The organism is Sphingopyxis microcysteis, from assembly GCF_012274265.1.
Lineage (GTDB): Bacteria > Pseudomonadota > Alphaproteobacteria > Sphingomonadales > Sphingomonadaceae > Sphingopyxis > Sphingopyxis microcysteis.
The window spans coordinates 277,855-301,691 of sequence record NZ_JAANYY010000002.1 but is presented as its reverse complement, the minus strand read 5'-3'; the positions used below and the strand labels follow the sequence as shown (position 1 = coordinate 301,691).

Annotated in this window: 25 protein-coding genes; 8 read left to right on the top strand and 17 right to left on the bottom strand. The window is 65.6% G+C overall.

Annotated features, from left to right (window positions below; all coding sequences use genetic code 11):
- Positions 1-43: 43 nt before the first annotated feature.
- The 6 genes from G9408_RS01315 (at position 44) to G9408_RS01290 (ending at position 4,985) form a co-directional block, all read left to right on the top strand.
- Positions 44-1,150 carry an ABC transporter permease gene (locus G9408_RS01315; RefSeq protein WP_168452367.1) on the top strand — a complete coding sequence of 369 codons (1,107 nt, stop codon included), beginning with the start codon at positions 44-46 and terminating at the stop codon, positions 1,148-1,150.
- Positions 1,150-2,016: an ABC transporter ATP-binding protein gene (locus G9408_RS01310; RefSeq protein WP_168452366.1), complete on the top strand. Its 867-nt coding sequence runs from the start codon at positions 1,150-1,152 to the stop codon at positions 2,014-2,016. The genes G9408_RS01315 and G9408_RS01310 overlap by 1 nt, the downstream gene beginning before the upstream one ends.
- Positions 2,016-2,957 carry an MlaD family protein gene (locus G9408_RS01305; RefSeq protein ID WP_120215577.1) on the top strand — a complete coding sequence of 314 codons (942 nt, stop codon included), beginning with the start codon at positions 2,016-2,018 and terminating at the stop codon, positions 2,955-2,957. Before G9408_RS01310 ends, G9408_RS01305 begins: the two co-directional genes overlap by 1 nt.
- A gap of 8 nt (positions 2,958-2,965) precedes the next feature.
- Positions 2,966-3,565 (top strand): ABC-type transport auxiliary lipoprotein family protein, encoded by a 600-nt coding sequence (locus tag G9408_RS01300; protein ID WP_168452365.1) that lies wholly within the window; start codon positions 2,966-2,968, stop codon positions 3,563-3,565.
- 376 nt (positions 3,566-3,941) lie between these two features.
- On the top strand, positions 3,942-4,181 hold the full coding sequence (locus G9408_RS01295; RefSeq protein ID WP_120216892.1) for a hypothetical protein: 240 nt from the start codon (positions 3,942-3,944) through the stop codon (positions 4,179-4,181).
- Between the two features lie 48 nt (positions 4,182-4,229).
- The gene (locus G9408_RS01290) at positions 4,230-4,985 is read left to right on the top strand and encodes an alpha/beta fold hydrolase (RefSeq protein ID WP_168452364.1); all 756 of its coding nucleotides are present in this window, start codon (positions 4,230-4,232) and stop codon (positions 4,983-4,985) included.
- On the opposite strand, the gene G9408_RS01285 is transcribed toward G9408_RS01290, so the two are convergent.
- From G9408_RS01285 to G9408_RS01255, 7 genes are all read right to left on the bottom strand, one after another.
- Positions 4,936-5,976: an alpha/beta fold hydrolase gene (locus tag G9408_RS01285; protein WP_235957430.1), complete on the bottom strand. Its 1,041-nt coding sequence runs from the start codon at positions 5,974-5,976 to the stop codon at positions 4,936-4,938. The two genes, G9408_RS01290 and G9408_RS01285, sit on opposite strands and share 50 nt — an antisense overlap.
- A 59-nt stretch (positions 5,977-6,035) precedes the next feature.
- Positions 6,036-7,700 (bottom strand): MFS transporter, encoded by a 1,665-nt coding sequence (locus G9408_RS01280; protein ID WP_168452363.1) that lies wholly within the window; start codon positions 7,698-7,700, stop codon positions 6,036-6,038.
- 118 nt (positions 7,701-7,818) lie between these two features.
- Positions 7,819-9,210, bottom strand: a complete 1,392-nt coding sequence (locus G9408_RS01275) for a DEAD/DEAH box helicase (RefSeq protein ID WP_168452362.1) — start codon at positions 9,208-9,210, stop codon at positions 7,819-7,821.
- Positions 9,211-9,444: 234 nt separating this feature from the next.
- Entirely contained in the window at positions 9,445-10,200 is a 756-nt protein-coding gene (locus tag G9408_RS01270) for a sulfite exporter TauE/SafE family protein (protein ID WP_168452361.1), read from the bottom strand.
- Entirely contained in the window at positions 10,200-10,631 is a 432-nt protein-coding gene (locus G9408_RS01265) for a DoxX family membrane protein (RefSeq protein ID WP_168452360.1), read from the bottom strand. The genes G9408_RS01270 and G9408_RS01265 overlap by 1 nt, the downstream gene beginning before the upstream one ends.
- A 1-nt stretch (position 10,632) precedes the next feature.
- A complete protein-coding gene (locus tag G9408_RS01260; protein ID WP_168452359.1) occupies positions 10,633-11,166 on the bottom strand; it encodes a rhodanese family protein in 534 nt (177 codons plus the stop codon).
- Positions 11,166-11,495, bottom strand: a complete 330-nt coding sequence (locus G9408_RS01255; RefSeq protein ID WP_210423156.1) for an ArsR/SmtB family transcription factor — start codon at positions 11,493-11,495, stop codon at positions 11,166-11,168. Before G9408_RS01255 ends, G9408_RS01260 begins: the two co-directional genes overlap by 1 nt.
- A gap of 64 nt (positions 11,496-11,559) precedes the next feature.
- Here G9408_RS01255 and G9408_RS01250 point away from each other — a divergent pair, with 64 nt between their 5' ends.
- Positions 11,560-12,426 (top strand): MBL fold metallo-hydrolase, encoded by an 867-nt coding sequence (locus G9408_RS01250; protein WP_168452358.1) that lies wholly within the window; start codon positions 11,560-11,562, stop codon positions 12,424-12,426.
- Between the two features lie 66 nt (positions 12,427-12,492).
- Positions 12,493-13,965, top strand: coding sequence for a glycerol kinase (locus tag G9408_RS01245; protein WP_168452357.1), 1,473 nt, complete (start codon positions 12,493-12,495; stop codon positions 13,963-13,965).
- Positions 13,966-14,048: 83 nt separating this feature from the next.
- Here the strand turns inward: G9408_RS01245 and rpmE are convergent, their stop codons facing one another.
- From rpmE to pyrH, 10 genes are all read right to left on the bottom strand, one after another.
- On the bottom strand, positions 14,049-14,276 hold the full coding sequence (gene rpmE, locus G9408_RS01240; RefSeq protein ID WP_120216905.1) for a 50S ribosomal protein L31: 228 nt from the start codon (positions 14,274-14,276) through the stop codon (positions 14,049-14,051).
- A gap of 216 nt (positions 14,277-14,492) precedes the next feature.
- Positions 14,493-14,942 (bottom strand): 3-hydroxyacyl-ACP dehydratase FabZ, encoded by a 450-nt coding sequence (fabZ, locus tag G9408_RS01235; protein ID WP_168452356.1) that lies wholly within the window; start codon positions 14,940-14,942, stop codon positions 14,493-14,495.
- A 34-nt stretch (positions 14,943-14,976) separates the two neighbouring features.
- Positions 14,977-15,669 carry an OmpH family outer membrane protein gene (locus tag G9408_RS01230; RefSeq protein WP_168452355.1) on the bottom strand — a complete coding sequence of 231 codons (693 nt, stop codon included), beginning with the start codon at positions 15,667-15,669 and terminating at the stop codon, positions 14,977-14,979.
- Positions 15,669-18,359, bottom strand: coding sequence for an outer membrane protein assembly factor BamA (bamA, locus tag G9408_RS01225; RefSeq protein WP_168452354.1), 2,691 nt, complete (start codon positions 18,357-18,359; stop codon positions 15,669-15,671). The genes G9408_RS01230 and bamA overlap by 1 nt, the downstream gene beginning before the upstream one ends.
- A 73-nt stretch (positions 18,360-18,432) precedes the next feature.
- Positions 18,433-19,563, bottom strand: coding sequence for an RIP metalloprotease RseP (gene rseP, locus G9408_RS01220; RefSeq protein ID WP_137871009.1), 1,131 nt, complete (start codon positions 19,561-19,563; stop codon positions 18,433-18,435).
- On the bottom strand, positions 19,556-20,722 hold the full coding sequence (locus G9408_RS01215; protein WP_168452353.1) for a 1-deoxy-D-xylulose-5-phosphate reductoisomerase: 1,167 nt from the start codon (positions 20,720-20,722) through the stop codon (positions 19,556-19,558). The genes rseP and G9408_RS01215 overlap by 8 nt, the downstream gene beginning before the upstream one ends.
- 1 nt (position 20,723) lies before the next feature.
- Complete coding sequence (locus tag G9408_RS01210) at positions 20,724-21,401, bottom strand: phosphatidate cytidylyltransferase (protein ID WP_168452352.1); 678 nt, start codon at positions 21,399-21,401, stop codon at positions 20,724-20,726.
- Positions 21,402-21,582: 181 nt separating this feature from the next.
- A complete protein-coding gene (gene uppS, locus G9408_RS01205; protein ID WP_137870998.1) occupies positions 21,583-22,260 on the bottom strand; it encodes a polyprenyl diphosphate synthase in 678 nt (225 codons plus the stop codon).
- 159 nt (positions 22,261-22,419) lie between these two features.
- Positions 22,420-22,974 (bottom strand): ribosome recycling factor, encoded by a 555-nt coding sequence (frr, locus tag G9408_RS01200; protein ID WP_120216917.1) that lies wholly within the window; start codon positions 22,972-22,974, stop codon positions 22,420-22,422.
- Between the two features lie 26 nt (positions 22,975-23,000).
- Positions 23,001-23,732 carry a UMP kinase gene (pyrH, locus tag G9408_RS01195; RefSeq protein ID WP_168452351.1) on the bottom strand — a complete coding sequence of 244 codons (732 nt, stop codon included), beginning with the start codon at positions 23,730-23,732 and terminating at the stop codon, positions 23,001-23,003.
- Positions 23,733-23,837: the final 105 nt, after the last annotated feature.

Below are 23,837 nucleotides of genomic sequence, written 5' to 3'. Positions count from 1 at the left end.
TCGCTTGCCGTCATGGGGCAAATAATACAATGTCCTCCGCACGATGGTGGCCAAAGCGGATTTCGAACAGAGCGAGGGCGCGGACGGCGCCGACATCCGCTTCACCGGTCGGCTGACGCTGGCGCGGCTCGGCGATCTGCCGGCGCGACTCGATGCGCTGGGACCGATCGCTTCGCTCGATTTGTCGGCGCTGGAACGGATCGACACCGTCGGCGCATGGATCGTCACCCGTACGGTCAAGGAACATGGCGCAAAGGTCACCGGCGCCAGCCCGGCGGCGCAGCGGCTGCTCGATGCGCTGGCGAGTGACAAGAGCGAATATCGCGTCCACCGCGACCGCCGACCCGCGCTGATCCGGATGCTGGAACAGGTCGGGATCGCCAGCCGGTCGGTGTGGCACGAGCTGATTGGGATCATCGGTTTCTTCGGGGCGATGATCATGGCGCTCGGCACCCAGTTGCGCGCGCGGCGACGGCTGCGGTGGAACGCCATCGTCACCCGCTTCCAGACGGTTGGCGTCGATGCCCTGCCCATCATCGGCCTGATGACGTTCCTGATCGGGATCGTCGTCGCGCAGCAGGGCGCGGTGCAGCTTCGCCAGTTCGGGCTAGAGGTGTTCACGATCAACCTGGTCGGTCGCGCATCGATCCGCGAGCTCGGCCTGCTGATGACCGCGATCATGGTCGCGGGCCGGTCGGGATCGGCCTTTGCGGCGCAAATCGGCACGATGAAGCTCACCGAAGAAATTGACGCGATGCGCACCATCGGCGTCTCGCCGATGGAGGCGATCGTGCTGCCGCGGGTCGCCGCCGCGACGATATTGATGCCGCTGCTCGGCTTCTACGCCAGCATTTGCGCGATCATCGGTGGCGGCGTGTTTTGCTGGATCGGGCTCGACATCGCGCCGCTCACTTATATCCAGCTGCTGCGCGACATCATCCCGATGACCGATTTCTGGGCGATGCTGATCAAGGCGCCGGTGTTCGGCATCCTGATCGGGGTTACCGGCTGCTACGAAGGGATGCAGGTGCGCCAGAATGCCGAGGAAGTCGGGCAGCGCACAACCTCGGCCGTGGTTGCGGCAATCTTTCTCGTCATCGTCCTCGACGCGATGTTCGCGGTCTTCTTTTCGTCGATCGGGTGGAACTGATGAGCGACGAAATCGACGAACAGGTCGCTGAGGAGCTTGCCGCCGCCGACGCGGTGCGCCCCGATGCGTTCGATTATGCGATCCGTATCCGCGGCCTGGTCAACCAGTTCGGCGACGCGGTGATCCATGACGGGCTCGACCTCGACGTGCGGTCGGGCGAGATTTTGGGCGTCGTCGGCGGATCGGGCACGGGCAAATCGGTGCTGATGCGCTCGATCATCGGCCTGCAAGCCCCCGCGGCGGGCGAGATCGAGGTTTATGGCAAGACATTGGACGCGATCGCCAACGAAGAGGAATCGCGCGACCTCCGCCGCCGCTGGGGCGTGATGTTCCAAGGCGGGGCTTTGTTCTCTACACTCAGCGTGGCCGAAAATATCCAGGTGCCGCTGCGCGAATATTATCCGCGCACCGACCAGAAACTGCTCGACGAAATTGCGGCCTACAAGGTCGCGATGGTTGGCCTGCCCCCGGACGCCGGGCCGAAATATCCCGCCGAGCTGTCGGGCGGGATGGTCAAGCGCGCTGGCCTCGCGCGCAGCCTGGCGCTCGATCCCGCGCTGCTGTTCCTCGACGAACCGACTGCCGGGCTCGACCCGATCGGGGCCGCCAAATTCGACGAGCTGATCCGCGAGCTTGCCGACACGATGGGGCTGACCGTGTTCCTGATCACCCACGATCTCGACTCGCTCTATGCCACGTGCGACCGCGTCGCGGTGCTTGCCGAAAAGAAGGTGATCGCGGTCGGCACCATAACCGAACTGCTTGCCACCGAGCATCCGTGGATACAGGATTATTTCAACGGCCCCCGCGGCCGCGCAGCCGCCGGCTGCAACATTGCCGCCGAACGGCACGATAGGAAAAGCTGATGGAAACTCGCTCGAACAACGTCCTGGTCGGCGCCTTTGTCCTGTTCTTTACGGCGGCCCTCGCCTTTTTCGTCGTTTGGCTGGCCAATGACACCGGCGGCGAGAAGCGCGAATATGACATATTTTTCAAACAGTCGGTCGACGGGCTGAACAAGGGAGCCGCGGTGCAATTTTCGGGCGTGCCATCGGGGCAGGTCCGCGAAATCGCCCTGTGGCCCGAGGATCCGCAATTTGTCCGCGTGCGGATCGAGGTCGACGAGGGCGTCCCCGTTCTGCAAGGCACGACCGCCGCGATCGAGGGGGTCGGCTTCACCGGCGTCTCGCAAATTTCGCTCGACGGCGCGGTCAAGGGCGCGCCCGCGATCACCGACAAGGGGCCGGCGGGCAAGCCCGTCATCCCGACCCGCGTCGGCGGCCTCGGCGAATTGCTCAACACCGCGCCGCAATTGCTGCAGCGGCTGTCGACGCTGACCGAGCGCCTCGCCGAACTGGCTGACGACGAAAATCAGGCGAGCATGCGCGGCATCCTGAACAATGTCGAAGCATCGACCGCGATCCTCGCGCGCAATGGCCCCGCGATCGAACGCGCGCTCGCCGACACGCGCATCGCGATCCAGCAGACCGGGGTCGCCGCCGAACAGATCGGCAATTTGGCCGCCGCGACCCAGGGAACGATCGACCGCAATGTCGACCCGGCGATGCGGAACCTGCGCGATACGCTGGCATCAGCGAATGAATCGATGAAGACGCTGGAGGGCGCGATCGCCGACGCGCGGCCCGGCCTGCAAACCTTCAGCCAGACGACGATCCCCGAAGCCAATGCGCTGATCCGCGACCTGCGCCGCACTTCCGCCTCGCTGTCCAGCCTGACCGACAAGCTGGACCAGCAAGGCGCCGGCGCCGTGCTGGGCGGCAGCAAGCTGCCCGATTACAAGAAATGAGGACGATCATGATCCGCCACCTCCGCACCCCGCTCCTCGCCGCCACGCTCGCCGTATCGCTGTCGGCGTGCATCGGCCTCAGCGGCAAGACGCCGCCCTTTCTGTTGACACTCGATGCCGCAGCGGCGCCCGCAGCAGGCGCGGCGCGCACCGCCGCCGACGCGTCGACGCTGACCATCCTGATCCCGACCGCGCCGCAGAAACTGCGCACGACGCGTATCCCGGTACAGCAGGACAATAGCAGCGTGACGTACGTCAAGGACGCGCAATGGGTCGAAGCGCCGCAGCGGCTGTTCCAGCGGCTGGTGTCCGAAACCGTCGCCGCGGGTACCGCGCGCGTCGTACTCGACGAAGGGCAATATCTGACCGCACCGGGCGAGCAGCTCGCCGGGCAGCTTATGGAATTTGGCGTCGACGCGCGAACCGGCGAAGCGGTCGTCGTCTATCAGGCGATGCTGGTGTCGGCGGGCGGCAAGACGGTCAGCCAACGCCGCTTCGAAGCGCGCGAGGCGATCGGCGGCGAGATCGAGGCGAAGCCGGTCGGCGAAGCGCTGACCCGCGCGGCGAACAAGGTGGCGGGTGAGGTTACTGGGTGGCTTGGAGGGTAAACGCTGCGCTTTGAACGGCAGTTAGCGACCGGTTGCGGACGTAAGCAAAAAGCAGCCCCTCCCCTTCAGGGGAGGGGCAACGGAGACTTGGCAGCTTGCTGCCTAGTCGTAGTGGGGTGGGGGCCGTCGGCCTTGCGCAAGGCCGCTGGCCCCTACCCGCTGCGACTAACGAACAAGTTCGCAAGTCTCGCTGCCCTCCCCTGAAGGGGAGGGCTTGTCTTTGCCGCTCCGCTCGCCCCCACCCCCACCATCGTCGACGCCCGTCGCCACGTCCGCTCTTCCCTCCGCTGTCGGATTAACTTACAGTTTACCATAAGCCCGGAGCGACGAATCCCGCTTTTGCGCCAGTGGCATGGCTCTTGCTCGGTAAACTGCGATGCTGAAAAAAATCGGACGCCTGTTCGTCATCAAGACCCGCTTTGAAGCGTGCCTGATCATCTATGCGCTGGCAGTGGGCGCCATGGCGCGCGGCAGCGCCTATCTCCATGAATATCCCGGGATCGGCGGCCAGCTGTTGCTGGTCGCGTGCAGCGGCGCGGTGTTCCTGGCGGGCGCAAAGATTTTCGACTGCCTGCGCTATGAACAGGCGGCGGCAAAGGCAAAACAGGCCGAATAAGCGCCTCCGGCCTTTCGGATGTCATCGGGATATGCCAAGCCCGATGCCATGAGCAGGATCAGCGGCCGCCCGGCCATCAGCACCGAACATGTCTATGGCCTGACGCTGCGCGTGGCGCGCTGGCGGGCCGATGTCGGCGGCACGCCGCTGTTGTTCCTGAACGGTATCGGCGCGGACATCGCCGCCGCTGCGCCGCTGCTGGCGCAGATGCACGGGCGCGAGGTGTGGACGCTCGACATGCCCGGCGTCGGCGGCTCGCCCGACGCGCTGTTGCCCTATGGCGCATCGACGATCGCCGCGGTGGTGATGGAAATCGCCGAGCGGCTGGGTCACAAAATGCTCGATATCGCCGGGTTCAGCTGGGGCGGCGCGCTGGCGCAGCAGATTGCGATCCAGTTTCCGGGGCGCGTTCGCCGCCTGGTGCTGATGGCGACGACGCCCGTGATGGGCGCCCCGGGTATCGGCTGGACCGCACTGTTCGACGACGACATGCTGGCGAGCGGGCTGAAAATCCAGACAGCGACGCCGCTCGGCATCGCGTATCAGACCGCCGCCATGGCGGGGTGGAGTAGCGCGGCGTTTCTGCCGGGGCTGAAGACGGTGCCAACGCTGGTCCTGACCGGCGAGCGCGACAGCGTCGTGCCCGCCTGCTATGGTCAGATGCTCGCCAGCCTGATCGACGGCGCGGTGCTGGAGGTGGTGCCGGGATCGCACCTGTTCCCCTTTACCCACGCCGCCGCCATCGCGGCGCGGATCAGCGCGTTTCTGGACCAGCCGGCGGCGGCGCGGCAAGCCGCCGCGTAAGGAAATCGGCGATCGCCGCCGCGGTCGCATCGGGGTCTTCATCCATCGGCAAATGACCGATGTCCTTGAGCAGGACGACTTCCGACCCCGCAATCCGCTCATGAAAGGTCTGCGCGGCGCTGGGGTTGATCAAGCGGTCCTTGTCACCGAACAGGATCAATGTCGGCGCCTTGATCTGCCCGACCTGCGCCGCCATCGCGGGCTCGCGGTCCAGCCTCGCGCGCAGCACCGTCGCCTCGCGATTGCCCGGAAAGCGCAGCAGTTCCCAATAGCGGTCGATCATCGCTTCATCGACGATCGCCTGCTTCGCGACCGAACCGCGCAGCGATTGTTCGACCAGCGTGCGCGGCGTGATCTGCGTCGCGAGCCAGCGTCCGGCGGGATATTTAAGGATGCGGAAGCCGATATTGGATTCGGGCGCCTTTTCGCCCTTGCGCAGCGGCATCCCCGCAGCGTCGAGCAGCAGCAACGCATCGACCCGCTCCGGTTGCGCCAGCGCATAACGCCACGACACCCAGCCGCCCATCGAATTGCCGCCGAGAATGAAGCGATCGAGTCCCAGCTTGGCCGCGACGACATCGACCGCCGCCGCCATGCCGTCGGCGCCATAGTCCTTGTCAGGCGTCCCGCCGGTCAACCCATGCCCGGGCAGGTCGAGCGTGACGATGCGATAGTCCCCGCCCAGCCGCTGCACCAGCGGTTCCCATGTGTGCAGGCTGCTGTTCGAGCCGTGGAGCAGGATGATCGCGGGTCCGTCGCGTTTGCCCTGGTCGCGGTAATGGATGCGCTGGCCGGCGGGCCCCGCGGCAAAGGTCGCGTTCGGCCCGCCATATTTGGCGATCATCGCGTCGCGGTCGGTATCGGAGGTGCGCAGCGCGAAGAAAAGCGCGAGAATCGCGACGAGCAGGCCGAGCGGGATGAGCACCCGCTTGCGCCGGAACAACGGGCGCCGCGGCGGCGGCGGGTCAAATTCGTCGTCGTCGATCATCATGTCACGCCCCCCTCAAGGCGGGGCGAACCTAGCGCGCCGACGCGCCGCGTCAATGCACGCTATTCGTGGATCGGACGGCGAAAGGTTTCGGGCAGGAACAACAGCCCGATGACGACGGTCAGCGCGGCAACGACGACCGGATACCACAGGCCGTAATAGATATTGCCCGTCGCGGCGACCATCGCGAACGCCGTTGTCGGCAGGAAGCCGCCGAACCAGCCGTTGCCGATATGATAGGGCAGCGACATCGCGGTGTAGCGAATGCGGCTGGGGAAGAGCTCGACCAGCAGCGCGGCGATCGGGCCGTAAACCATCGTCACCAGCAGCACGAGGTAGAAGAGGATCGCGACCACGAGCGGCTTGTTGATGGCCGCCGGGTCGGCCTTGGCAGGGTAGCCGGCGTCAGCCAGCGCGCGTTCGAGGTCCGAGCGGAAGGCCGCGATCGCTCCGGCGCGATCCTCTTCGGCAAGGCGCCACGGGTCGGGCGCGGCGAGGACGCGCGATCCGATGCGGACGCGCGCGGGATCGCCCGTCATGCGCTCGCGCGTGAACGCCGTGTAGGTCGCGCCCGCCTTCGCCAGCGTCGACTTGATGATGTCGCAGCCGCTGCCCTCGAACTTGTTGCGCCCGATCGGGTCGAATTGGAACGAGCAGGCGCCGGGGTCAGCCGCCATGATGACCGCCGCATTTTGCTGCGCCTTCGCCATCGCGGGGTTGGCGGCGCTGGTCAGCATCTGGAACGCCGGAAAGTAAGTGAGCGCCGCGAGCGCGCAGCCCGCGAGGATGATCGGCTTGCGCCCGACCTTGTCGCTGAGCCAGCCGAAGAAGATGAAGAAGGGGGTGCCGAGCGCGAGCGCGATGGCGATCAGGATGTTCGCGGTTGCGCCATCAACCTTCAGCGTCTTTTCGAGGAAGAAGAGCGCGTAGAATTGGCCCGAGTACCAGACGACCGCCTGCCCCGCGACAGCGCCGAACAGCGCGACGAGCACCCATTTGAGGTTCGCCCAGCGCCCGAACGCCTCGGTGAGCGGCGCCTTTGACGTCGTCCCTTCCTCCTTCATCTGCCTGAAGACCGGGCTTTCCTCGAGCTGGAGGCGGATCCACAGCGACACGCCGAGCAGGATCACCGAGATCAGGAAAGGTATTCGCCAGCCCCAGTCGGCAAACGCCGCTTCGCCCATCACCGAGCGGATGACGATGACGACGCCGAGCGCCGCGAACAGGCCAAGCGTCGCTGTCGTCTGAATGAAGCTGGTGAACAGGCCGCGTTTGCCCTCGGGCGCATGTTCGGCGACATAGGTCGCGGCGCCGCCATATTCGCCGCCAAGCGCAAGCCCCTGGACGAGGCGGAGCAGCACGAGCAGGATCGGCGCGGCGACGCCGATCGACGCGTAGCTGGGCAGCACGCCGACGAGGAAGGTCGACACGCCCATCAGGCCCATGGTGACGAGAAAGGTGTTCTTGCGCCCGACGAGGTCGCCGATCCGCCCCAATACGATCGCCCCAAAGGGTCTTACAGCAAAGCCCGCCGCGAAGGCGCCGAGCGCGAAGATGAAGCCGGTGGTTTCGTTGACGCCCGAGAAGAATTGCGCCGAAATGACCGTCGCCAGCAGGCCGTAGAGGTAGAAATCATACCATTCGAACACCGTGCCGAGCGAAGAGGCGAGGATGACCTTGCGTTCGCTCTGGCGGGTGTCGATGGGCGTAGCGACTTGCTCGGTCATTCTCTTCCCCGTTCGCCCTGAGCCTGTCGAAGGGCCGTTCTTCTTTCAGCCACGCTAAAGGAAAGAACGGTGCTTCGACAAGCTCAGCACAAACGGAGAAAGAGAATAATTTACCGCCTCAACCGACGCGCTTGACCGCGCCCTTGTGCGCGCCGACGCTCTTGTTGCGCGGGCGGAAGCGGCGCTTGCGCTGCGGCTGGCCATCGGCGGCGGCGCCGTCGCGGCGCGGGCCGCGGTCGCCGCGCGGCTGGTTGCCGCCGCGACCGCCCTCGCCGCGCCCGGCGAGCGCTTCGTCGCGTTGGCGCTGCGGATTGCGGCCCTTGCTGCCGGTATCGCGCGGCGGCGCCGCGGGCTTGGGCAGGTTGCGCACGAGCTCGTTGAAGCCTTCGGGCAGCGCCATCGGTTCGGACTTGGTTCGCGTCACGCGCTCGATGTCGCGCATATAGGTGCGCTCATCGGGGGCGACGAAGCTGATCGCGATGCCCTCTGCCCCGGCACGCGCGGTGCGGCCGATGCGGTGAACATATTGTTCGGGGACGTTCGGAATCTCGAAGTTGATGACATGCGACACGCCCGACACGTCGATGCCGCGCGCCGCGATGTCGGTCGCGACGAGCAGGCGCACCTGACCCGAACGGAAGGCCTGCAGCGCGGTGGTGCGCTGCGCCTGGCTCTTGTTGCCGTGGATCGCATAGGCTTCGATGCCCGCGCCCTTCAGGTGGCGGACGACGCGGTCGGCGCCATGCTTGGTGCGCGTGAAGATCAGCGCGCGGTCGATGTCCGACGTCTTGATGACATGGTGCAGCAGCGCCTGCTTTTCCTTCTGCTCGACGAAGGTCGAGAACTGGCGGATCTTTTCGGCGGTGGTCGCCTGCGGGGTCACCGACACGGTCACGGGATCTTCGAGGAATTGTTCGGCGAGATGCGCGATTTCCTTCGGCATCGTCGCCGAGAAGAAGAGGTTCTGGCGGCGCGAGGGCAGCAGCTTGGCGATGCGGCGCAGCGAATGGATGAAGCCCATGTCCATCATCTGGTCGGCTTCGTCCAAAACGAAGATTTCAACATCATCGAGGCGCAGCGCGCGCTGGTCGATGAGGTCCAGCAGGCGGCCCGGCGTAGCGACGAGGATTTCGACGCCCTGCGCAAGGTCGCGGATCTGCTTGCCAACGGGCACGCCGCCGAACACGGTCGAGACGCGCAGCTTGGTAAAGCGGCCATAGTCCCGGCAGCTCTGCGCGATCTGCGCCGCGAGTTCGCGCGTCGGCGCGAGCACAAGCATCCGGCAGCTGCGCGGGTTGGTCTTGTGCGGATAGGTGATCAGGTGGTGGATCGAGGGCAGCGAGAAGCCGGCGGTCTTGCCGGTGCCGGTCTGCGCGATACCACACAGGTCGCGGCCCTTCATCAGCGGCGGGATCGCCTGCATCTGGATCGGGGTCGGCTGGCTGTAATCCTTGGCGGCAAGCGCGCGATTGATGTCGGCGTGCAGGCCAAAGTCGTTAAAAGTCGTCATAAAATACTCACATAGGGCGACGCGCAGGCGCATCCGTTCGCATCGAACGGACGGCGCACGGGCCGCGGGTTCGAAACGACCCGCGTGAAAGGGTGCCTCTGGGGACAAAGCGCTGGTCCGGCTCGCCCGCGCCTGAAAATGGGCGGGAAATCACGCTGCCGGTGGTTGCGGCGGATAGGTCCGCCATGCTGCGCTGCACAATATATGGCATGAAAAAGCCCGATTGGCAAGATGCTAGCCAAAAATGATAAACAGACCGACGGCGATCACCAGCAGCGCGAAGGCAAGGCGAAGGATGCGCGCGTGCGCTTCGATGCGGCGCAGGATCGGCATCGCGGCGAGTGTGCCAAGCGCGCCACCGGCGACGAGCGCGGCGAACAGCGACCATATGAGCTGGCCATGCACGGCATAGGTCGCACTGGTCGCGCTGCCGAACAAGGTCACCGACACCAGCGATGAAGCCGACGCGTTGGCCAGCGTCATGCCCGTCGCGGCCATCAGCCCGGGTGCGATCAGAAAGCCGCCGCCGATCCCGAAAAATCCCGCCGCGAGGCCCGCGACCAGGCCCACGGGCGCCAGTTTCCACACCATGACCGGCGTCAGGCGCACCCCCGGATTGCCTTCGTTCTTGCGGGGGATCAGCATGGACAGGGCGATCGCGATCATCGCGGCGCCAAAGGCGCGGATCAGTTGATCGCCGTCGATCGTCATCGCGAGCCGCGCGCCCAGCACCGATCCGAGCAGCCCGGCAACGGCGAACACCGACGCGCAGGGCCATTTGACGCGGCCTGCCTTTGCTTGCGCCAACAACCCCGTCGCGGCGTTGACGGCGACGGCTGCCGCCGACGTCGCGATCGCGGCATGGGTGTCGGCAACCCCGACGACATAGATCAGCCACGGCGTCGCCAGCACCGACCCGCCGCCGCCGAACAGCGTCAGCAGCAACCCGACGAGCAAGCCGCCGAGCAGCGCAAGCAGCAGCGCTTCCATCAGCTTTGCGGGCGCGGCTGCGCGTAGAGGAGCACCAGCGCGCCCAGAATGGTGACGTTCTTGAGCAAGGGGCCGACATGCCCCGGCGCGAGGTGAATCGAAAGGGTGATCGGAACCAGCGTCACGAATAATAGCAGCGCCGACAGACGCTGAAGCAACCCCAATGCCAGCAACAGTCCGAACAGAACGAACACACCGCCGCTCAGCCACAGCAGTATCGCGGGATCGCCGATCATTGCGACTTGATCACGCCAGGGCGATTCCTCGATCCGCTGCACCATCTGGTCCAGCTCGACAAAATGGCCGAGGCCGCCAACGATGAAGATCAAGCTGACCGCGCCGCGAAAAATGGCCTCGGCACGGCGCGCCAGCCAGCGCGGGCGCCACAGGCGGCGGTCCAACGCGGTCAGGAAAGTCCGGGCGGCGCGCATGTCAGGTCGCCCGGTGCCGGTTCCACGGCGCGAGCATCAGCAGCTGGGCCATCCCGCAAAAGCCGCTGAGCCCGGCAAACAGCAACCCGGCACCGACAAAAGCCGACAGGCCGAACCAGACGGGGGCGACCAGGGTGCCGAGCAACGCACCGATCAGGATCAAAGCGCCCGCGGCGATCTGGACCTGGCGCATGATTTCGAGCGGCGCCGAGCGATCGGTCGCCACCGGAAGGCCTGCGCGCCGCCAGCCGTCGATCCCGCCCGCAAGCACGAACGCCTCGCCGGTGACGCGCGCGGCGAGCCGGTCGCACGCGCCCGCGGTCCGCATTCCCGAGCGGCAGGTAAAGATGACGTCGGCGGCGGGTTCGATCGCGAGATGCGCCTGTTCCCAGCCGGAGAGCGGCTGCGACACCGCGCCTGCGATATGCGATCGCGCATATTCGTCGGCCTCGCGGATATCGACCAGAATGGCGCGCCCGCCCGCCATGCGCGCATGCACCTCTGCCGGGGTGAGGCCGGTGAGTTTGGTGGTCATTAGGACTTCCTCATTTCAGGGGGGCAGAAAAGTTCGGCGAGCGTCTCGATCACCCGCATCGCGGCGGGGTCGTCGAGCCGGTAAAAAATCGCCTGCCCTTCGCGGCGCGTTGCGACGATGCCCTCGGCGCGAAGGAGCGCGAGGTGCTGCGACAGCGCCGATTGCGACAGGCCGACGCGCGACTGGATATCGCCGACGGCCAATTCGCCATCGGCGAGCTGGCAAAGGATCATCAGCCTTTTTTCGTTGGCGAGCAGACGCAGCAATGTCGCGGCGCGGCCAGCGCTGGCTTCGAAGAGGCTGAGGTCGAAACGGGTCAGGTCGAACATGGCGCCAATATATTAGTTGATTCTAATTTAGCAAGCACTAATATATTGGCAAAGGAGACTCACCATGACCCCCGCCCCCGACGTCACCGGCTTTTTCGACGAGGACACGAATACGATCAGCTATATCGTCGCCGATCCGCAGAGCGGCACTGCGGCGATCATCGACCCGGTGCTGGGTTTCAGCCAGCGCGACGGGCGCACCTCGACCGCCGCCGCCGACCGCCTGCTGGCCGAGATCGAAGCGCGCGGGCTGCACCTGGCATGGATCCTCGAAACGCACGCCCATGCCGACCATCTGACCGCGGCGCATCATATTCACGAACGCACCGGCGCCCCGATCGTCATCGGCCGCCATATCGGCGACGTCCAGCGCATCTTCGCGCCGCTGTTCGCCGCCAGCGACGTCGTTCCCGACGGCAGCGCCTTTTCGCGGCTGGTCGACGAAGGCGACAGCTTGCCGCTCGGCGAACTGACGATCGGAGTGATCCACACGCCGGGGCATACGCCGGCGTGCGTGACCTATAGAATCGGCGACGCAGCCTTCGTCGGCGATACGCTGTTCCAGCCCGACTATGGTACGGCGCGCGCCGATTTTCCGGGCGGCGACGCGGCGACGCTCTATCGGTCGATCCGCAAGATTTTCGCGCTGCCCGCCGAAACGCGCATTTTCACCTGCCACGACTATCCGACCGGGGACCGCAGCGAACCCGAATGGGAATCGACCGTCGCCGAGCAGCGCGCGGCGAACATCCATGTCCATGACGGGGTCAGCGAAGCCGATTTCGTCGCGATGCGCAGCGCGCGCGACAAGGGGCTGGCCGCACCGCAGCTGATCCTGCCATCGTTGCAGGTCAACATCCGCGCCGGCGAACTGCCGCCGCCCGACCCCGACGGGCGACGCTATCTGCGCATCCCGCTCGACACGATCTGACCCGCGCCCCGCTCTTGAGTCGCCTGCGGCGCTGCGGCAAGGTTACGGCCAAAGCGGGAGAGCATCATGGCGGACAAGATCATCGTAATCGACGAGGGGACGACCTCGACCCGGACGATGTTGTTCGCCGCCGACGGCACCCCCCTGGGCAGCGCGCAGCGCGAGTTTCGGCAGCATTATCCCGGCCCCGGGCTGGTCGAACATGATGCCGCCGAAATCTGGGAGGCGACGCTCGCCTGCACCCGCGCGATGATCAAGAAGGCCGGGGGGGGCGACCGGGTCGCCGCAATCGGGATTACCAATCAGCGCGAAACGGTGGTGTTCTGGGACCGCGCCACTGGCGAGCCGCTAGCGCCCGCGATCGTGTGGCAGGACCGCCGCACCGCCGACGATTGCGCGGCACTGAAGGGTGCGGGGCATGAGGCCGCGGTGCAGGAGGCGACCGGGCTGCTGCTCGATCCCTATTTTTCGGGGAGCAAGATCGGCTGGGCGCTGAAGCATTGGCCACAGCTGCGCGAGGCGGGCGACCGGCTGGCGGTCGGTACGATCGAATCCTATCTCGTCTATCGCCTGACCGGCGGGGTGCATGTGAGCGATGCGAGCAACGCGTCGCGCACCTTGCTCATGAACATCAATGGCGCGGGCGGTTGGGACGCGGGGCTTTGCGACCTGCTTGACGTCCCGATGTCGCTACTGCCCGAAATCACCGGCTGCACGACCAGCGTCGGCACGACCGATCCCGCGCTGTTCGGCGGCGCAATCCCGATCTGCGGCATGGCTGGCGACCAGCAGGCGGCGACGATCGGCCAGGCGTGCCTGTCGCCGGGGCAGACCAAGGCGACCTTTGGCACCGGCGCCTTCATCCTGTCGGCAAGCGGCACGACGCGCCCGCATTCGGCCAATCGCCTGCTCGCGACGGTGCTGGTGCAGGAAGGCGACGTACGCTCCTATGCATTGGAGGGATCGGTGTTCGTCGCCGGCAGCCTGATCAAATGGCTGCGCGACGGGCTGGGACTGCTCGCGAGCGCGGGTGAGAGCGAGGGGCTGGCGCGATCGGTCGCCGATAATGGCGGGGTCTATCTGGTCCCTGCCCTCACCGGGCTTGGTGCGCCGCATTGGCGGCCCGATGCGCTCGCGGCGATCTCTGGCCTCAGCTTTGCCAGCACCAAGGCGCATGTCGCGCGCGCCGCGCTGGAGGCGCAGGCGTATCAGGCGCACGACCTGAAAACCGCCTTCGCCGCCGACGGGGTCGACTGGGCGGACCTGCGCATCGACGGCGGCATGGCGGCAAACGACTGGATGGCGCAGGATCTGGCCGACATGCTGGACCTGACCGTCGAACGCCCCGATTTTGTCGAAAGCACCGCGCTTGGCGCGGCGATGCTGGCGGCGACGGGCGCGGGGCTCTACCCCGATCTGGCGAGCGCGGCGAAAGCGATGCGCGGCACCACCACGCGCTTCACCCCCGCGCTGGATGCCGAAAAACGCAAAACGCGCCTTGCCGGGTGGCAAAGCGCGCTTGCAAAGATTTTGGGCTGATCGGCGTCCCCGCGAAGGCGGGGACCGCAGTCGGCCTTGCGCTATGTCGATAGCGGCCCCCGCCTTCGCGGGGGCGACGGCCATCAACGCTTGAGCGACAGACCGCCGAAACGCTTGTTGAACTTCGCAACCTGGCCGCCCGCGTCGAGCAGACGTCCGGTGCCGCCGGTCCAGGCCGGATGCGCGGTGGGATCGATTTCGAGCGTCATGGTGTCGCCCTCTTTGCCCCAGGTCGAGCGCGTCTGATATTCGGTGCCATCGGTCATCTTGACCGTGATCATGTGATAGTCGGGGTGAATGTCTTTTTTCATGTCTTAAGCTCCTGTGCCGCTGGTTACCGACCAGCAGCGTGAGTCTGTGCGTCCGGAAACGCGAAGGTGCGGCCTTTAGTGGCGAAATCCCGATTCCGCAAGTGGGCTTGCGGGTCGCCCTTCCGTCATCCCGGCGAAGGCCGGGATCCCGCCGGGGCGTAAGGATGCACGGGTGATATCCCGGCCTTCGCCAGGATGACGAGAAGGCGTGTTGGCTTAGTCGCTCGGCGGATCGGCAATCATCGCAGTGAACTGGCATTCCGCCGCCAGGACGCCGTCGAGCATCGCCTTGCCCTCGAAACGGCAGACGCTGCGCTTGGCCTGGATGATCGTGGCGTGCAGGTCGAGCAGGCAGCCGGGTTCGACCGGCTTCCGGAACTTCGCCCCGTCGATCGCCATGAAATAGACGAGCTTGCCGGTCCCGGCGAGCCCCATCGATTCGATAGCGAGGACACCGGCGGCCTGCGCCAGCGCCTCGACGATCAAGACGCCGGGCATGATCGGCCGACCGGGGAAATGGCCCTGGAAAAAGGGCTCGTTCATCGTCACCGCCTTGACCGCGTGGATCGACGTGTCGGGCACGATCGAAACCACCCGGTCGACGAGCAGCATCGGATAACGATGCGGCAGCAACGTCAGGATCCGGCGGACGTCCGCCGCTCCCATCGCCCCTGCTGCTTTATCCCCGTCGGACACGATATTAACGCGTCGTCGGCGCGGTGCCGGTCGGCGCCGGTGCGGCGGGCGTGGCGCCCGGCTGCGCCGCACGAGCGGCGTCCATCAGCTGCTGGTTGCGCTGCTGGACCAGCTGGCCCGGCTGGTAACCGGCGGGAACCGCGGTCGATACGGTCGGCAGGATGCGGTTGAGTTCGGTCACGACGGCGTCGGTGATGTCGACATTGTTTTCGCGCGCCAGCACCGCATCGGGGTTGAGCAGCAGGTCGATCTTTTTCGCGACCATTGCGGCGCGGATCGCTTCGTTCATGCGAACGCTGATCTGGTCTTCGACATAGGCGATCGCGAGTTCGATCGGCGCGCCGATCTGCCCGAGTTCCGCCTGCGCCGCCTGGCGCTTGTCCTGAACGGCCTTGCCGGCGGCTTGCAGCGCGGCCTGGTTCTGCGGGGTCTTTTTCGCCTCTTCATTATATTTGGCGATCAGGACGTTGATTTCGGCCTGCAGGGTCTGGCCGCGCGACTGCTGCTGATCGATCTGGGCCTTGTAGGTGGTTTCGATCTGCTGCGAGGCGACCGTAAAGGCGTTCGAGCGCGCGGCCGCAACGCGAACGTCAGCGACGCCGACGCCCTTTGCCTGCGCGATCGCAGGTGCGGAAACGATCGGCGAAACCGACAGCGTGGCGATGGCCAGCGCCGAGGCGACAAGAATTTTCTTCATTAGAATTGGGTTCCTACGTTGAATGAGAAGCGTTTGGTATCATCGCCCTCTTCTTTGCGAAGGGCGTAAGCGAAGTCGATCCGGAAGGGACCGAAGGGGGAGTTCCAGTTGACCCCGGCGCCGACTGCAACGCGCGGCATCCAGCTGTCGCCAAAGAAGCGTTCCTCGAACGGATCGAGGCGCGAGAAGCCGGTCGGACAGCTGGTATATTGGCCGGTACCCGTCGGCACGCCGCCCGGCGGCGTCGTCGTCGTTTCGTCGGCGAACTGGCTGGTTCCCGTCGTCGCGTTGCGGCACAGCGACTTGATCAGGCCAAAGCCCGGCGCGGCGGGATTGGTTTCGCGGAAATTGGCGAGCGTGGTCAGCGTCGGCCGCTTGACGCTGAACACCGAACCGACGTCGAGGAAGATCGACGGCCGCAGCCCCAGTTCCTTGGCCCCGGTGCCGAGCGGGATGTCGAGTTCCAGGCGGCCCTGATAATAAGCGCGGCCGCCGAGCGCGTCGTCGATCTGACCCCGGTCGCGGTCGCCCTCGGTGATCACGATCGGATTGGCGGGGTCGGTATTGTCGACCGAATAGCGGATCACGCGCGGGCCGACGCCGCGAATGTCGAAACCGCGCATCTGCGGTTCGCCGAGGAAGAAGCGGTCGGTCAGGCGCACCTTGTCGCTGCCCGGGGTCGGGGCGCTGCCGAAGGGATAGATATAGCCGCCCTCGGCCGACACGTTGAGGACGAAACGGCTACCCAGGTTGAAGTGCTTCGACGCATTGGCGCGGGTGCGGACATATTTGACGCTGCCGCCGAGACCCGCGAAATCCTGGCTCAAGGACAGCGACTGGCCGCGCGTCGGGCGCAGGCGATTGTCGCGGTCGTCATAGGCCAGCGTGTAGCCGATCAGCGACGTCGTGCGCTTGCCGATCGCATCGCACAGATAGCGCCCGGCGACGAGCGGGTCGCACTGGTTGCCGAAGAAATAGATGCCGCGGTCGAGCGTCACATCGTCATAATTCAGGCTGTAACGTCCGAAGAAGGACATGAATTCGGTGAGCGGCACGCCGGCGTTGAGCTGGAACCCGGTGGTCACCTGCTGGAACGTCGTCTGGCGATCATTGTTGATGAAGTTGAACGAGTTCAGATCGCGGCGATAGATGCTGCCGCCGACCGAGATATTGCGGTCGAACAGATAGGGTTCGGTAAAGCCGAGCTCGACCGACTTCGAATAGCTCGAATAGTTGACCGACGCCTGCAACTGCTGGCCGAGGCCGCGGAAGTTGCGCTGGCGGATCGACGCCTGGAGCAGGAAATTCTCGATCGACGAGAAACCCGCCGACAGCGACAATTCGCCGGTCGGTTTTTCCTCGACATTGGTTTCCAGGATGATGCGGTCGGGGGCGCTGCCCTCCTTGCGCTCGATCTCGAGATTTTCCTGGAAATAACCCAGACTGTTGATGCGGTTTTCGGTACGCTTGATGCCGAAGCTGTTGAAGGCGTCGCCTTCGTTCAGACGGAATTCGCGGCGCACGACCTTGTCGTGGGTCAGCGTGTTGCCGTTGACGTCGATGCGCTCCACGTATGTACGCGGGCTTTCGGCGACGTTGAAGGTGATCTGCATCGTCCGCGTTTCGGCGTCGCGGCGGAATTCAGGGTTGATGTCAGCAAAGGCATAGCCGAACAGGCCGGCGGTTTCGCTCAGGCTTTCGACCGTGTCCTCGACCAGCTTGGCATCATACCAGTCGCCCGTTTTCATCGGCAGCAGCGTCTTCAGCATCTCGGGCTGGAAATCGCGCAATTCGCTCTTCACATCGACGTCGCCGAATTTGTAGCGTTCGCCTTCCTCGACCACATAGGTGATGATGAAGTCCTGCTTGTTGCTGGTCAGCTCGGCGACCGCCGAAATGACGCGGAAATCGGCATAGCCGTTCTGCAGGTAGAACAGACGCAGCTTCTGCTGGTCATAGGCGAGGCGATCGGGGTCGTAGCTGGTGTTCGACGACAGGATCGTCAGCAGCCCCGATTCCTTGGTCGCCATCTCGTCCTTCAGGTCACCGTCGCTGAACTTTTCGTTGCCGATGATGCTGATCTGGCGAACCTTCGACTTCGGCCCCTCGTTGATTTCGAAAACGACGTCGACGCGGTTCTGGTCGAGCGACACCATCTTGGGCTCGACGGTCGCGGCAAAACGGCCCTGCCGCTTGTAGAGTTCGATGATGCGCGCGACGTCGGCGCGGACCTTTGAGCGGGTGAAGATCTGACGCGGCGCGAGTTTGATCTCGGGGCGGATCTTGTCTTCCTTCAGGCGCTTGTTGCCTTCCAGGATGACGCGGTTGATCACCGGGTTTTCAGTGACCTCGATCGTCAGCGCACCATTGTTGTCGGTGATCTGGAAATCCTTGAACAGCTCGGTCGCGGCAAGGTCTTTCAAGGCCTGGTCGAGGATCGATCGGTCATAGCGCTGGCCGACGCGCAGGCGAAGGTACGACAGGATTGTCTGCGCCTCGAGCCGCTGGTTGCCGACGATGGTGATCGACTGGACCGTGGTCGCGGCGGGCGCCGCTTCGGGAGCGGGCGCTGGGACGGTTGGCGGCGCGACCTCCTGCGCCATCACCGGCGCTCCGAGCATCGTTCCTGCCAAAAGGAGGGCCGACAGCTGTGTCCGCGCCGAGAATTTGTGTGAAGCCACGCTGTTCATCCCGAAAAAATAACTCAAAAGCGCCAAGCCCGCCTGACCGCGGGTTCGCGCGCAACTCCCTGCCCCAGACTCGCTAGCCAATCAAGCGCGCGATCCCGTCCCACAGGCCCAATGAGCCCAAATCGTTGAAAGTCACGACCAGCATCAGCGTGACGATCGCCGCAAAGCCGAATCGAAACGCCCATTCCTGTGCCTGCGCAGGCGCCGGGCGGCGCCGCACAGCTTCATAGGCGTAGAAAAGCAAATGGCCTCCATCAAGCATGGGCAATGGCAAGAGGTTGATGAACCCCAGATTGATGGAAATCAGCGCGATGAAGAATATTAGCGACGCCAGCCCCAGCGTGGCCGCCTGGCCCGAAACTTCGGCAATCTTCACGGGGCCGTTCATGTCCTTGATCGACCGGCGCCCGGTCAGGAACTGGCCGAGCACCTCGCCGGTCTGGCGGACGATCTGCCAGGTCTGGCGCAGGCCTACAGCAGGCGCCTCGAGCAAGCTGACCGACTGGATCTGAACCGGCGGCGGCGCCAGCCCGATGATCGCCCGTTCATATTCCTTGCCGAAGGGATCCTTGTCTTTGACCAGCCGAGGGGTCAGCGCGATTGTCCGTTCGCTGCCACCGCTGGCGACGCGGACCTGCATCGTTTCGCCCGGACGGTGGGCGACCGCCATCGGAATGTCGCTGAATACGTCGATGCTGCGCCCATCGATCGCGACGATCCGGTCGCCCGGACGCAGGCCAGCGGCGTCCGCCGCCGACCCCGCCTCGATCCCGCCCGCAACGGGCGGCGTCACTAGCGTTCCGCCCACCCAGGCAAAGCCCGCGAGGATCAATATGGCGAACAGGAAATTGGTCACGGGCCCCGCCGCGACGATCAGCGCGCGTTTCCACACCGGCTGCGCGGGAAAAGTATGCGATTTCTGTTCGGCGGGCAGATGCTGCCATTCGGCGTCGGGCTGGCTGACGGCATCGCGGTCGCCGGCGAACTGGACGTAGCCGCCGAGCGGCAGCCAACCGATCTTCCATTCGGTGCCGCGCTTGTCGGTCCAGCTGACGATCTTACGCCCGAAGCCGATCGAGAAGGTATCAGCCTTCACCCCGCACCAGCGTCCGACGATGTAATGGCCATATTCGTGCACGAACACGAGCGGGCCGAGCACCGCCAGAAATGCGATCGGATAAAGCCAAAGCGGAACGTCAAGCATGTTCATATTGGTCCACAAAGCGTTGGGCAGCCGCACGCGATGCGGCATCGACGCTGAATATATCTTGAAGCGATGACGGCGCGGCGGGTGCATCGGCGTCGATCACGCGGCGCACCGTATCGACGATCGCCGGAAAGGCGATGCGCCCCGCTAGGAAGGCGGCCACCGCCACCTCGTTCGCGGCGTTGAGCTGCGCCGGGCGCGCGCCGCCTGCGGCGATCGCGGCGCGGCAGAGCGCGGTCGCGGGAAAACGCACTTCGTCGGGTGCCTCGAAATCGAGCCGCGCGATCGCCGCGAGGTCGAGCGGCGCGCACGGCGTCGCCATCCGTTGCGGCCAGGCGAGCGCGCTGGCAATCGGGATGCGCATGTCGGGCGAGCCGAGCTGCGCGAGCGTCGAGCAGTCGATATATTCGACTAGGCTGTGGATCACCGATTGCGGGTGGACGAGGATTTCGATCCGGTCGAGGCCGACGGGGAACAGATGGTGCGCCTCAATGAGTTCGAGGCCCTTGTTCATCATCGTGGCCGAATCGACGCTGATCTTGGCCCCCATCGACCAGTTGGGGTGGGCGACCGCCTGCGCGGGGGTCACCGCCGCCATGTCGGCGGCGCTCATCGTGCGGAACGGGCCACCGCTCGCGGTCAGGATGATGCGGCGCACCTGTTCGATTTTGCCGCCAGCGAGACATTGGAAGATCGCATTATGCTCGCTGTCGACCGGCAGGATGGTGGCCCCCGACGTCCGCGCAACGGCGGTCATCAATTCGCCCGCCGACACCAGCGCCTCCTTGTTGGCGAGCGCGACATCATATCCGGCGGCCAGCGCCGCCATCGTCGGGGCGAGGCCTGCGGTGCCGACGATCGCCGCCATGACCAGATCGGTCGGGCGCTGCGCGGCCTCGACCAAGGCATCGGCTCCGGCCGCGACGTCGATGTCGGTGTCGGCCAGCGCATCGCGAAGCTCGCCAAACCGCGCCGCATCGGCGATCACCGCGACATCGGGACGAAATTCCCGCGCGAGCCTTGCCAGTTCGGCGACGTCGCTGTTCGCGGTGAGCACGGTGACCCGCCACGCCGCGCCGTCGCGCCGCACCAGGTCGAGGGTCGATTGCCCCACCGACCCGGTGGCGCCGAACAGCGAAAGGCGGCGCTGCGTCATGTCAGCCCGCCGTCCCGACGCTGAGTTGCCCGAGATACGCCAGCGCGCCGAGCAGCAACGCCACCGGCAGCACGCCATCGACGCGATCGAACAGACCGCCGTGGCCGGGGATGAGCTTGCCCGAATCCTTGACGCCCGCGCGGCGCTTCATCCAGCTTTGCGCGAGGTCGCCCATTTGCGCGAGCAGTCCCATGAACAGGCCGATCCACAGCGGCACGCCGATGATGCCCGCGCGGTCGCCGATGGTGGCGCTGGCGATCAGCGCCGCGACCATGCCGCCGATCAGTCCCGACCAGGTCTTCGACGGGCTGATTTTGGGCGCGAGGCGCGCGCCGCCGAAGGCGCGACCAGCGAAATAAGCGCCGATGTCGGTCGCCCACACCATGCCGAATACCCACAGCGCCGCGGTCATGCCGAGCCGGTCGCGGATGAACCACAGCCCCGCCATCGCGCCGAGCACGAGGATCGGGCCGAGCGCGTTCAGCGCGGCCTTCGCGCCGCCGCCAAGCGTCATCCGCTTGACCAGCTGAAACCACTCGACCAGCACGAGGGCGCCGCCGACGAGCAGGAGCAAGCCGAACGCCAGCCCGCCGAACCACAGCGCGGCACCCGCGATCGCGAACAGGATGATCGCCGACCCAATCCGGGTCCACAGGTCCGATTTTGTCGCGGTTGTCATTGCACGAACTCTTTTCTCAAGCCCCTCCCCTTCAGGGGAGGGGTTGGGGGTGGGGGCTCGCGACCTTGCGCATGGCCGTTGGGCCCCACCCCGCTGCGACTAGCGAACAAGTTCGCAAGTCTCGCTGCCCCTCCCCTGAAGGAGAGGGGTTGGAACGGGGACGAACCGACACGCGAGACCATCACAGCCCCCCATAACGACGGTCGCGCCGCGCGAAATGGTCGAGCGCCGCCTTTAGATCGGCGGGCGTGAAATCGGGCCACAGCTTGTCGGTGAAATAGAGCTCGGCATAGGCCGATTGCCAGAGCAGGAAGTTCGACAGCCGCACTTCGCCCGAGGTGCGGATCAAGAGGTCGAGCGGCGGCATGTCGGCGGTGTCGAGGTGCGCGGCAAGCGTTTCCTCGGTGATCGGACCCTCCGCCGCGGCGGCGGTGGCGGCGCGAACCAGCTCGTCCTGGGCGCCATAGTTGAGCGCGACCGCCAGCGTCGTGCGCTTGTTGCCCGAGGTGCGTTCGAGCGCATTGTCGATGAGCGCGACGACATCGGGCGCGAGCGCGCGCCAGTTGCCGATCACTTTGAGCCGGACATCATTCGCCGCAAATTCGTCGAGGTCGCTGAGGATGAAGCGCTTCATCAGCCCCATCAGGTCGTTGACCTCTTCCTCGGGCCGCTTCCAGTTTTCGGAGCTGAAAGCGTAGAGCGTCATCGCCTCGATCCCGAGGTCGCCCGCGGCGCGCACGATCGTCCGCACCGCCTCGACCCCGGCCTTGTGACCGGCGACGCGGGGCAGCAGGCGTTTTTTCGCCCAGCGGCCATTGCCGTCCATGATGATGGCGACATGGCGTGCGCCGTGACTCATAGATCCTCCCCGGAACGGGGAGCGGGACCACCGAAGGTGGTGGAGGGGCACGCGAGGCCACGCGCGGCGTATGATAGAGGGTGCCCCTCCACCATGCTTCGCATGGTCCCCCTCCCCGTTCCGGGGAGGATCGCGATGGCGGCACCGTCGCGCATCGGCTTAGCCCAGGATTTCCTTTTCCTTGGCAGCCGCGGCGGCATCGATTTCGGCGATCGTCGCGTCGGTCAGCTTTTGCACCTCGGTCTCGTGGCGCTTGCGCTCGTCCTCGCTGATTTCCTTCTTGTTCTCGTCGGCCTTCAGATTGTCCATGCCGTCGCGGCGGACGTTGCGCACTGCAACGCGCGCCTTTTCGGCATATTGGCCGGCGAGCTTCGACAGCTCCTTGCGGCGCTCCTGCGTCATTTCGGGGATCGGCAGGCGCAGCATCTGGCCGTCGACGATCGGGTTGAGCCCGAGCCCGGCCGAGCGGATCGCCTTGTCGACCGGGCCGACGTTCGACTTGTCCCACACCTGCACCGACAGCATGCGCGGTTCGGGCGCGCTGACCGACGCGACCTGGTTGAGCGGCATGTGGCTGCCATAAACCTCGACCGTCACCGGATCGAGCAGCGCGGTGTGCGCGCGCCCGGTGCGCAGGCCCGAAAGGTCGCTTTTGAGCGATTCGACCGCACCGTGCATGCGGCGTTCGAGGTCGGCCTTGTCATATTTCGCCATCGTCTTGTCCTCTCTTATGCTTTGGCTCAGGCGGTCGCGGCGGCATCGGTGACGACGGTCGAAACCCCCTCGCCCGCCAGCACGCGCGCCAGATTGCCGGCTTCGCGAATGTTGAATACGACGATCGGGATCTGATTGTCGCGGCACAGCGCCACCGCGCTCGCGTCCATCACCTTCAGATTGTCGGCGAGCACCCGGTCGTAGCTCAGCGTGTCGTAACGGACCGCCGACTTATCCTTTTTGGGGTCGGCATTATAGACACCATCGACACTGGTACCCTTCAAGAGCGCGTCGCACTTCATTTCGGCGGCGCGGAGCGCGGCGCCGCTGTCGGTGGTAAAATAAGGCGCGCCGACGCCCGCGGCGAAGATCACCACGCGGCCCTTCTCCAGATGGCGTTCGGCGCGGCGGCGGATGACGGGTTCGCATACCTTGTCCATCTCGATCGCCGACTGGACGCGCGTCTGGACGCCCAGCTGTTCGAGCGCATTTTGCATCGCCAGCGCGTTCATCACGGTCGCAAGCATGCCCATATAATCGGCCTGCGCCCGGTCCATGCCCTTGGCAGCGCCCGCCATGCCGCGGAAGATGTTGCCGCCGCCGATGACGAGGCAGATTTCGAGCCCGCGATCCTTGGCTTCCTTGACCTCGGCGGCCATGCTCGCGACGGTTTCGGGGTCGATGCCGAACGGGGTCGAACCCATTAACGCCTCGCCCGACAGCTTGAGCAAAACGCGTTTCATGCCGGGTAGAGCCATGTCGGGGGGAACCTCTTTGGGAATTAGATACGCGAATGGCGCGCACCCTAGTGAAGGCGCGCGCCATTGCCAAGCGGACTGCGGCGTTGTGCGGACAGCATTTCC

Coding starts and splice junctions, on each gene's coding strand:
- G9408_RS01315 (WP_168452367.1), top strand. CDS start 44: ATGGTGGCCAAAGCGGATTTCGAACAGAGCGAGGGCGCGGACGGCGCC.
- G9408_RS01310 (WP_168452366.1), top strand. CDS start 1,150: ATGAGCGACGAAATCGACGAACAGGTCGCTGAGGAGCTTGCCGCCGCC.
- G9408_RS01305 (WP_120215577.1), top strand. CDS start 2,016: ATGGAAACTCGCTCGAACAACGTCCTGGTCGGCGCCTTTGTCCTGTTC.
- G9408_RS01300 (WP_168452365.1), top strand. CDS start 2,966: ATGATCCGCCACCTCCGCACCCCGCTCCTCGCCGCCACGCTCGCCGTA.
- G9408_RS01295 (WP_120216892.1), top strand. CDS start 3,942: ATGCTGAAAAAAATCGGACGCCTGTTCGTCATCAAGACCCGCTTTGAA.
- G9408_RS01290 (WP_168452364.1), top strand. CDS start 4,230: ATGAGCAGGATCAGCGGCCGCCCGGCCATCAGCACCGAACATGTCTAT.
- G9408_RS01285 (WP_235957430.1), bottom strand. CDS start 5,976: ATGATGATCGACGACGACGAATTTGACCCGCCGCCGCCGCGGCGCCCG.
- G9408_RS01280 (WP_168452363.1), bottom strand. CDS start 7,700: ATGACCGAGCAAGTCGCTACGCCCATCGACACCCGCCAGAGCGAACGC.
- G9408_RS01275 (WP_168452362.1), bottom strand. CDS start 9,210: ATGACGACTTTTAACGACTTTGGCCTGCACGCCGACATCAATCGCGCG.
- G9408_RS01270 (WP_168452361.1), bottom strand. CDS start 10,200: ATGGAAGCGCTGCTGCTTGCGCTGCTCGGCGGCTTGCTCGTCGGGTTG.
- G9408_RS01265 (WP_168452360.1), bottom strand. CDS start 10,631: ATGCGCGCCGCCCGGACTTTCCTGACCGCGTTGGACCGCCGCCTGTGG.
- G9408_RS01260 (WP_168452359.1), bottom strand. CDS start 11,166: ATGACCACCAAACTCACCGGCCTCACCCCGGCAGAGGTGCATGCGCGC.
- G9408_RS01255 (WP_210423156.1), bottom strand. CDS start 11,495: ATGTTCGACCTGACCCGTTTCGACCTCAGCCTCTTCGAAGCCAGCGCT.
- G9408_RS01250 (WP_168452358.1), top strand. CDS start 11,560: ATGACCCCCGCCCCCGACGTCACCGGCTTTTTCGACGAGGACACGAAT.
- G9408_RS01245 (WP_168452357.1), top strand. CDS start 12,493: ATGGCGGACAAGATCATCGTAATCGACGAGGGGACGACCTCGACCCGG.
- rpmE (WP_120216905.1), bottom strand. CDS start 14,276: ATGAAAAAAGACATTCACCCCGACTATCACATGATCACGGTCAAGATG.
- fabZ (WP_168452356.1), bottom strand. CDS start 14,942: ATGGGAGCGGCGGACGTCCGCCGGATCCTGACGTTGCTGCCGCATCGT.
- G9408_RS01230 (WP_168452355.1), bottom strand. CDS start 15,669: ATGAAGAAAATTCTTGTCGCCTCGGCGCTGGCCATCGCCACGCTGTCG.
- bamA (WP_168452354.1), bottom strand. CDS start 18,359: ATGAACAGCGTGGCTTCACACAAATTCTCGGCGCGGACACAGCTGTCG.
- rseP (WP_137871009.1), bottom strand. CDS start 19,563: ATGCTTGACGTTCCGCTTTGGCTTTATCCGATCGCATTTCTGGCGGTG.
- G9408_RS01215 (WP_168452353.1), bottom strand. CDS start 20,722: ATGACGCAGCGCCGCCTTTCGCTGTTCGGCGCCACCGGGTCGGTGGGG.
- G9408_RS01210 (WP_168452352.1), bottom strand. CDS start 21,401: ATGACAACCGCGACAAAATCGGACCTGTGGACCCGGATTGGGTCGGCG.
- uppS (WP_137870998.1), bottom strand. CDS start 22,260: ATGAGTCACGGCGCACGCCATGTCGCCATCATCATGGACGGCAATGGC.
- frr (WP_120216917.1), bottom strand. CDS start 22,974: ATGGCGAAATATGACAAGGCCGACCTCGAACGCCGCATGCACGGTGCG.
- pyrH (WP_168452351.1), bottom strand. CDS start 23,732: ATGGCTCTACCCGGCATGAAACGCGTTTTGCTCAAGCTGTCGGGCGAG.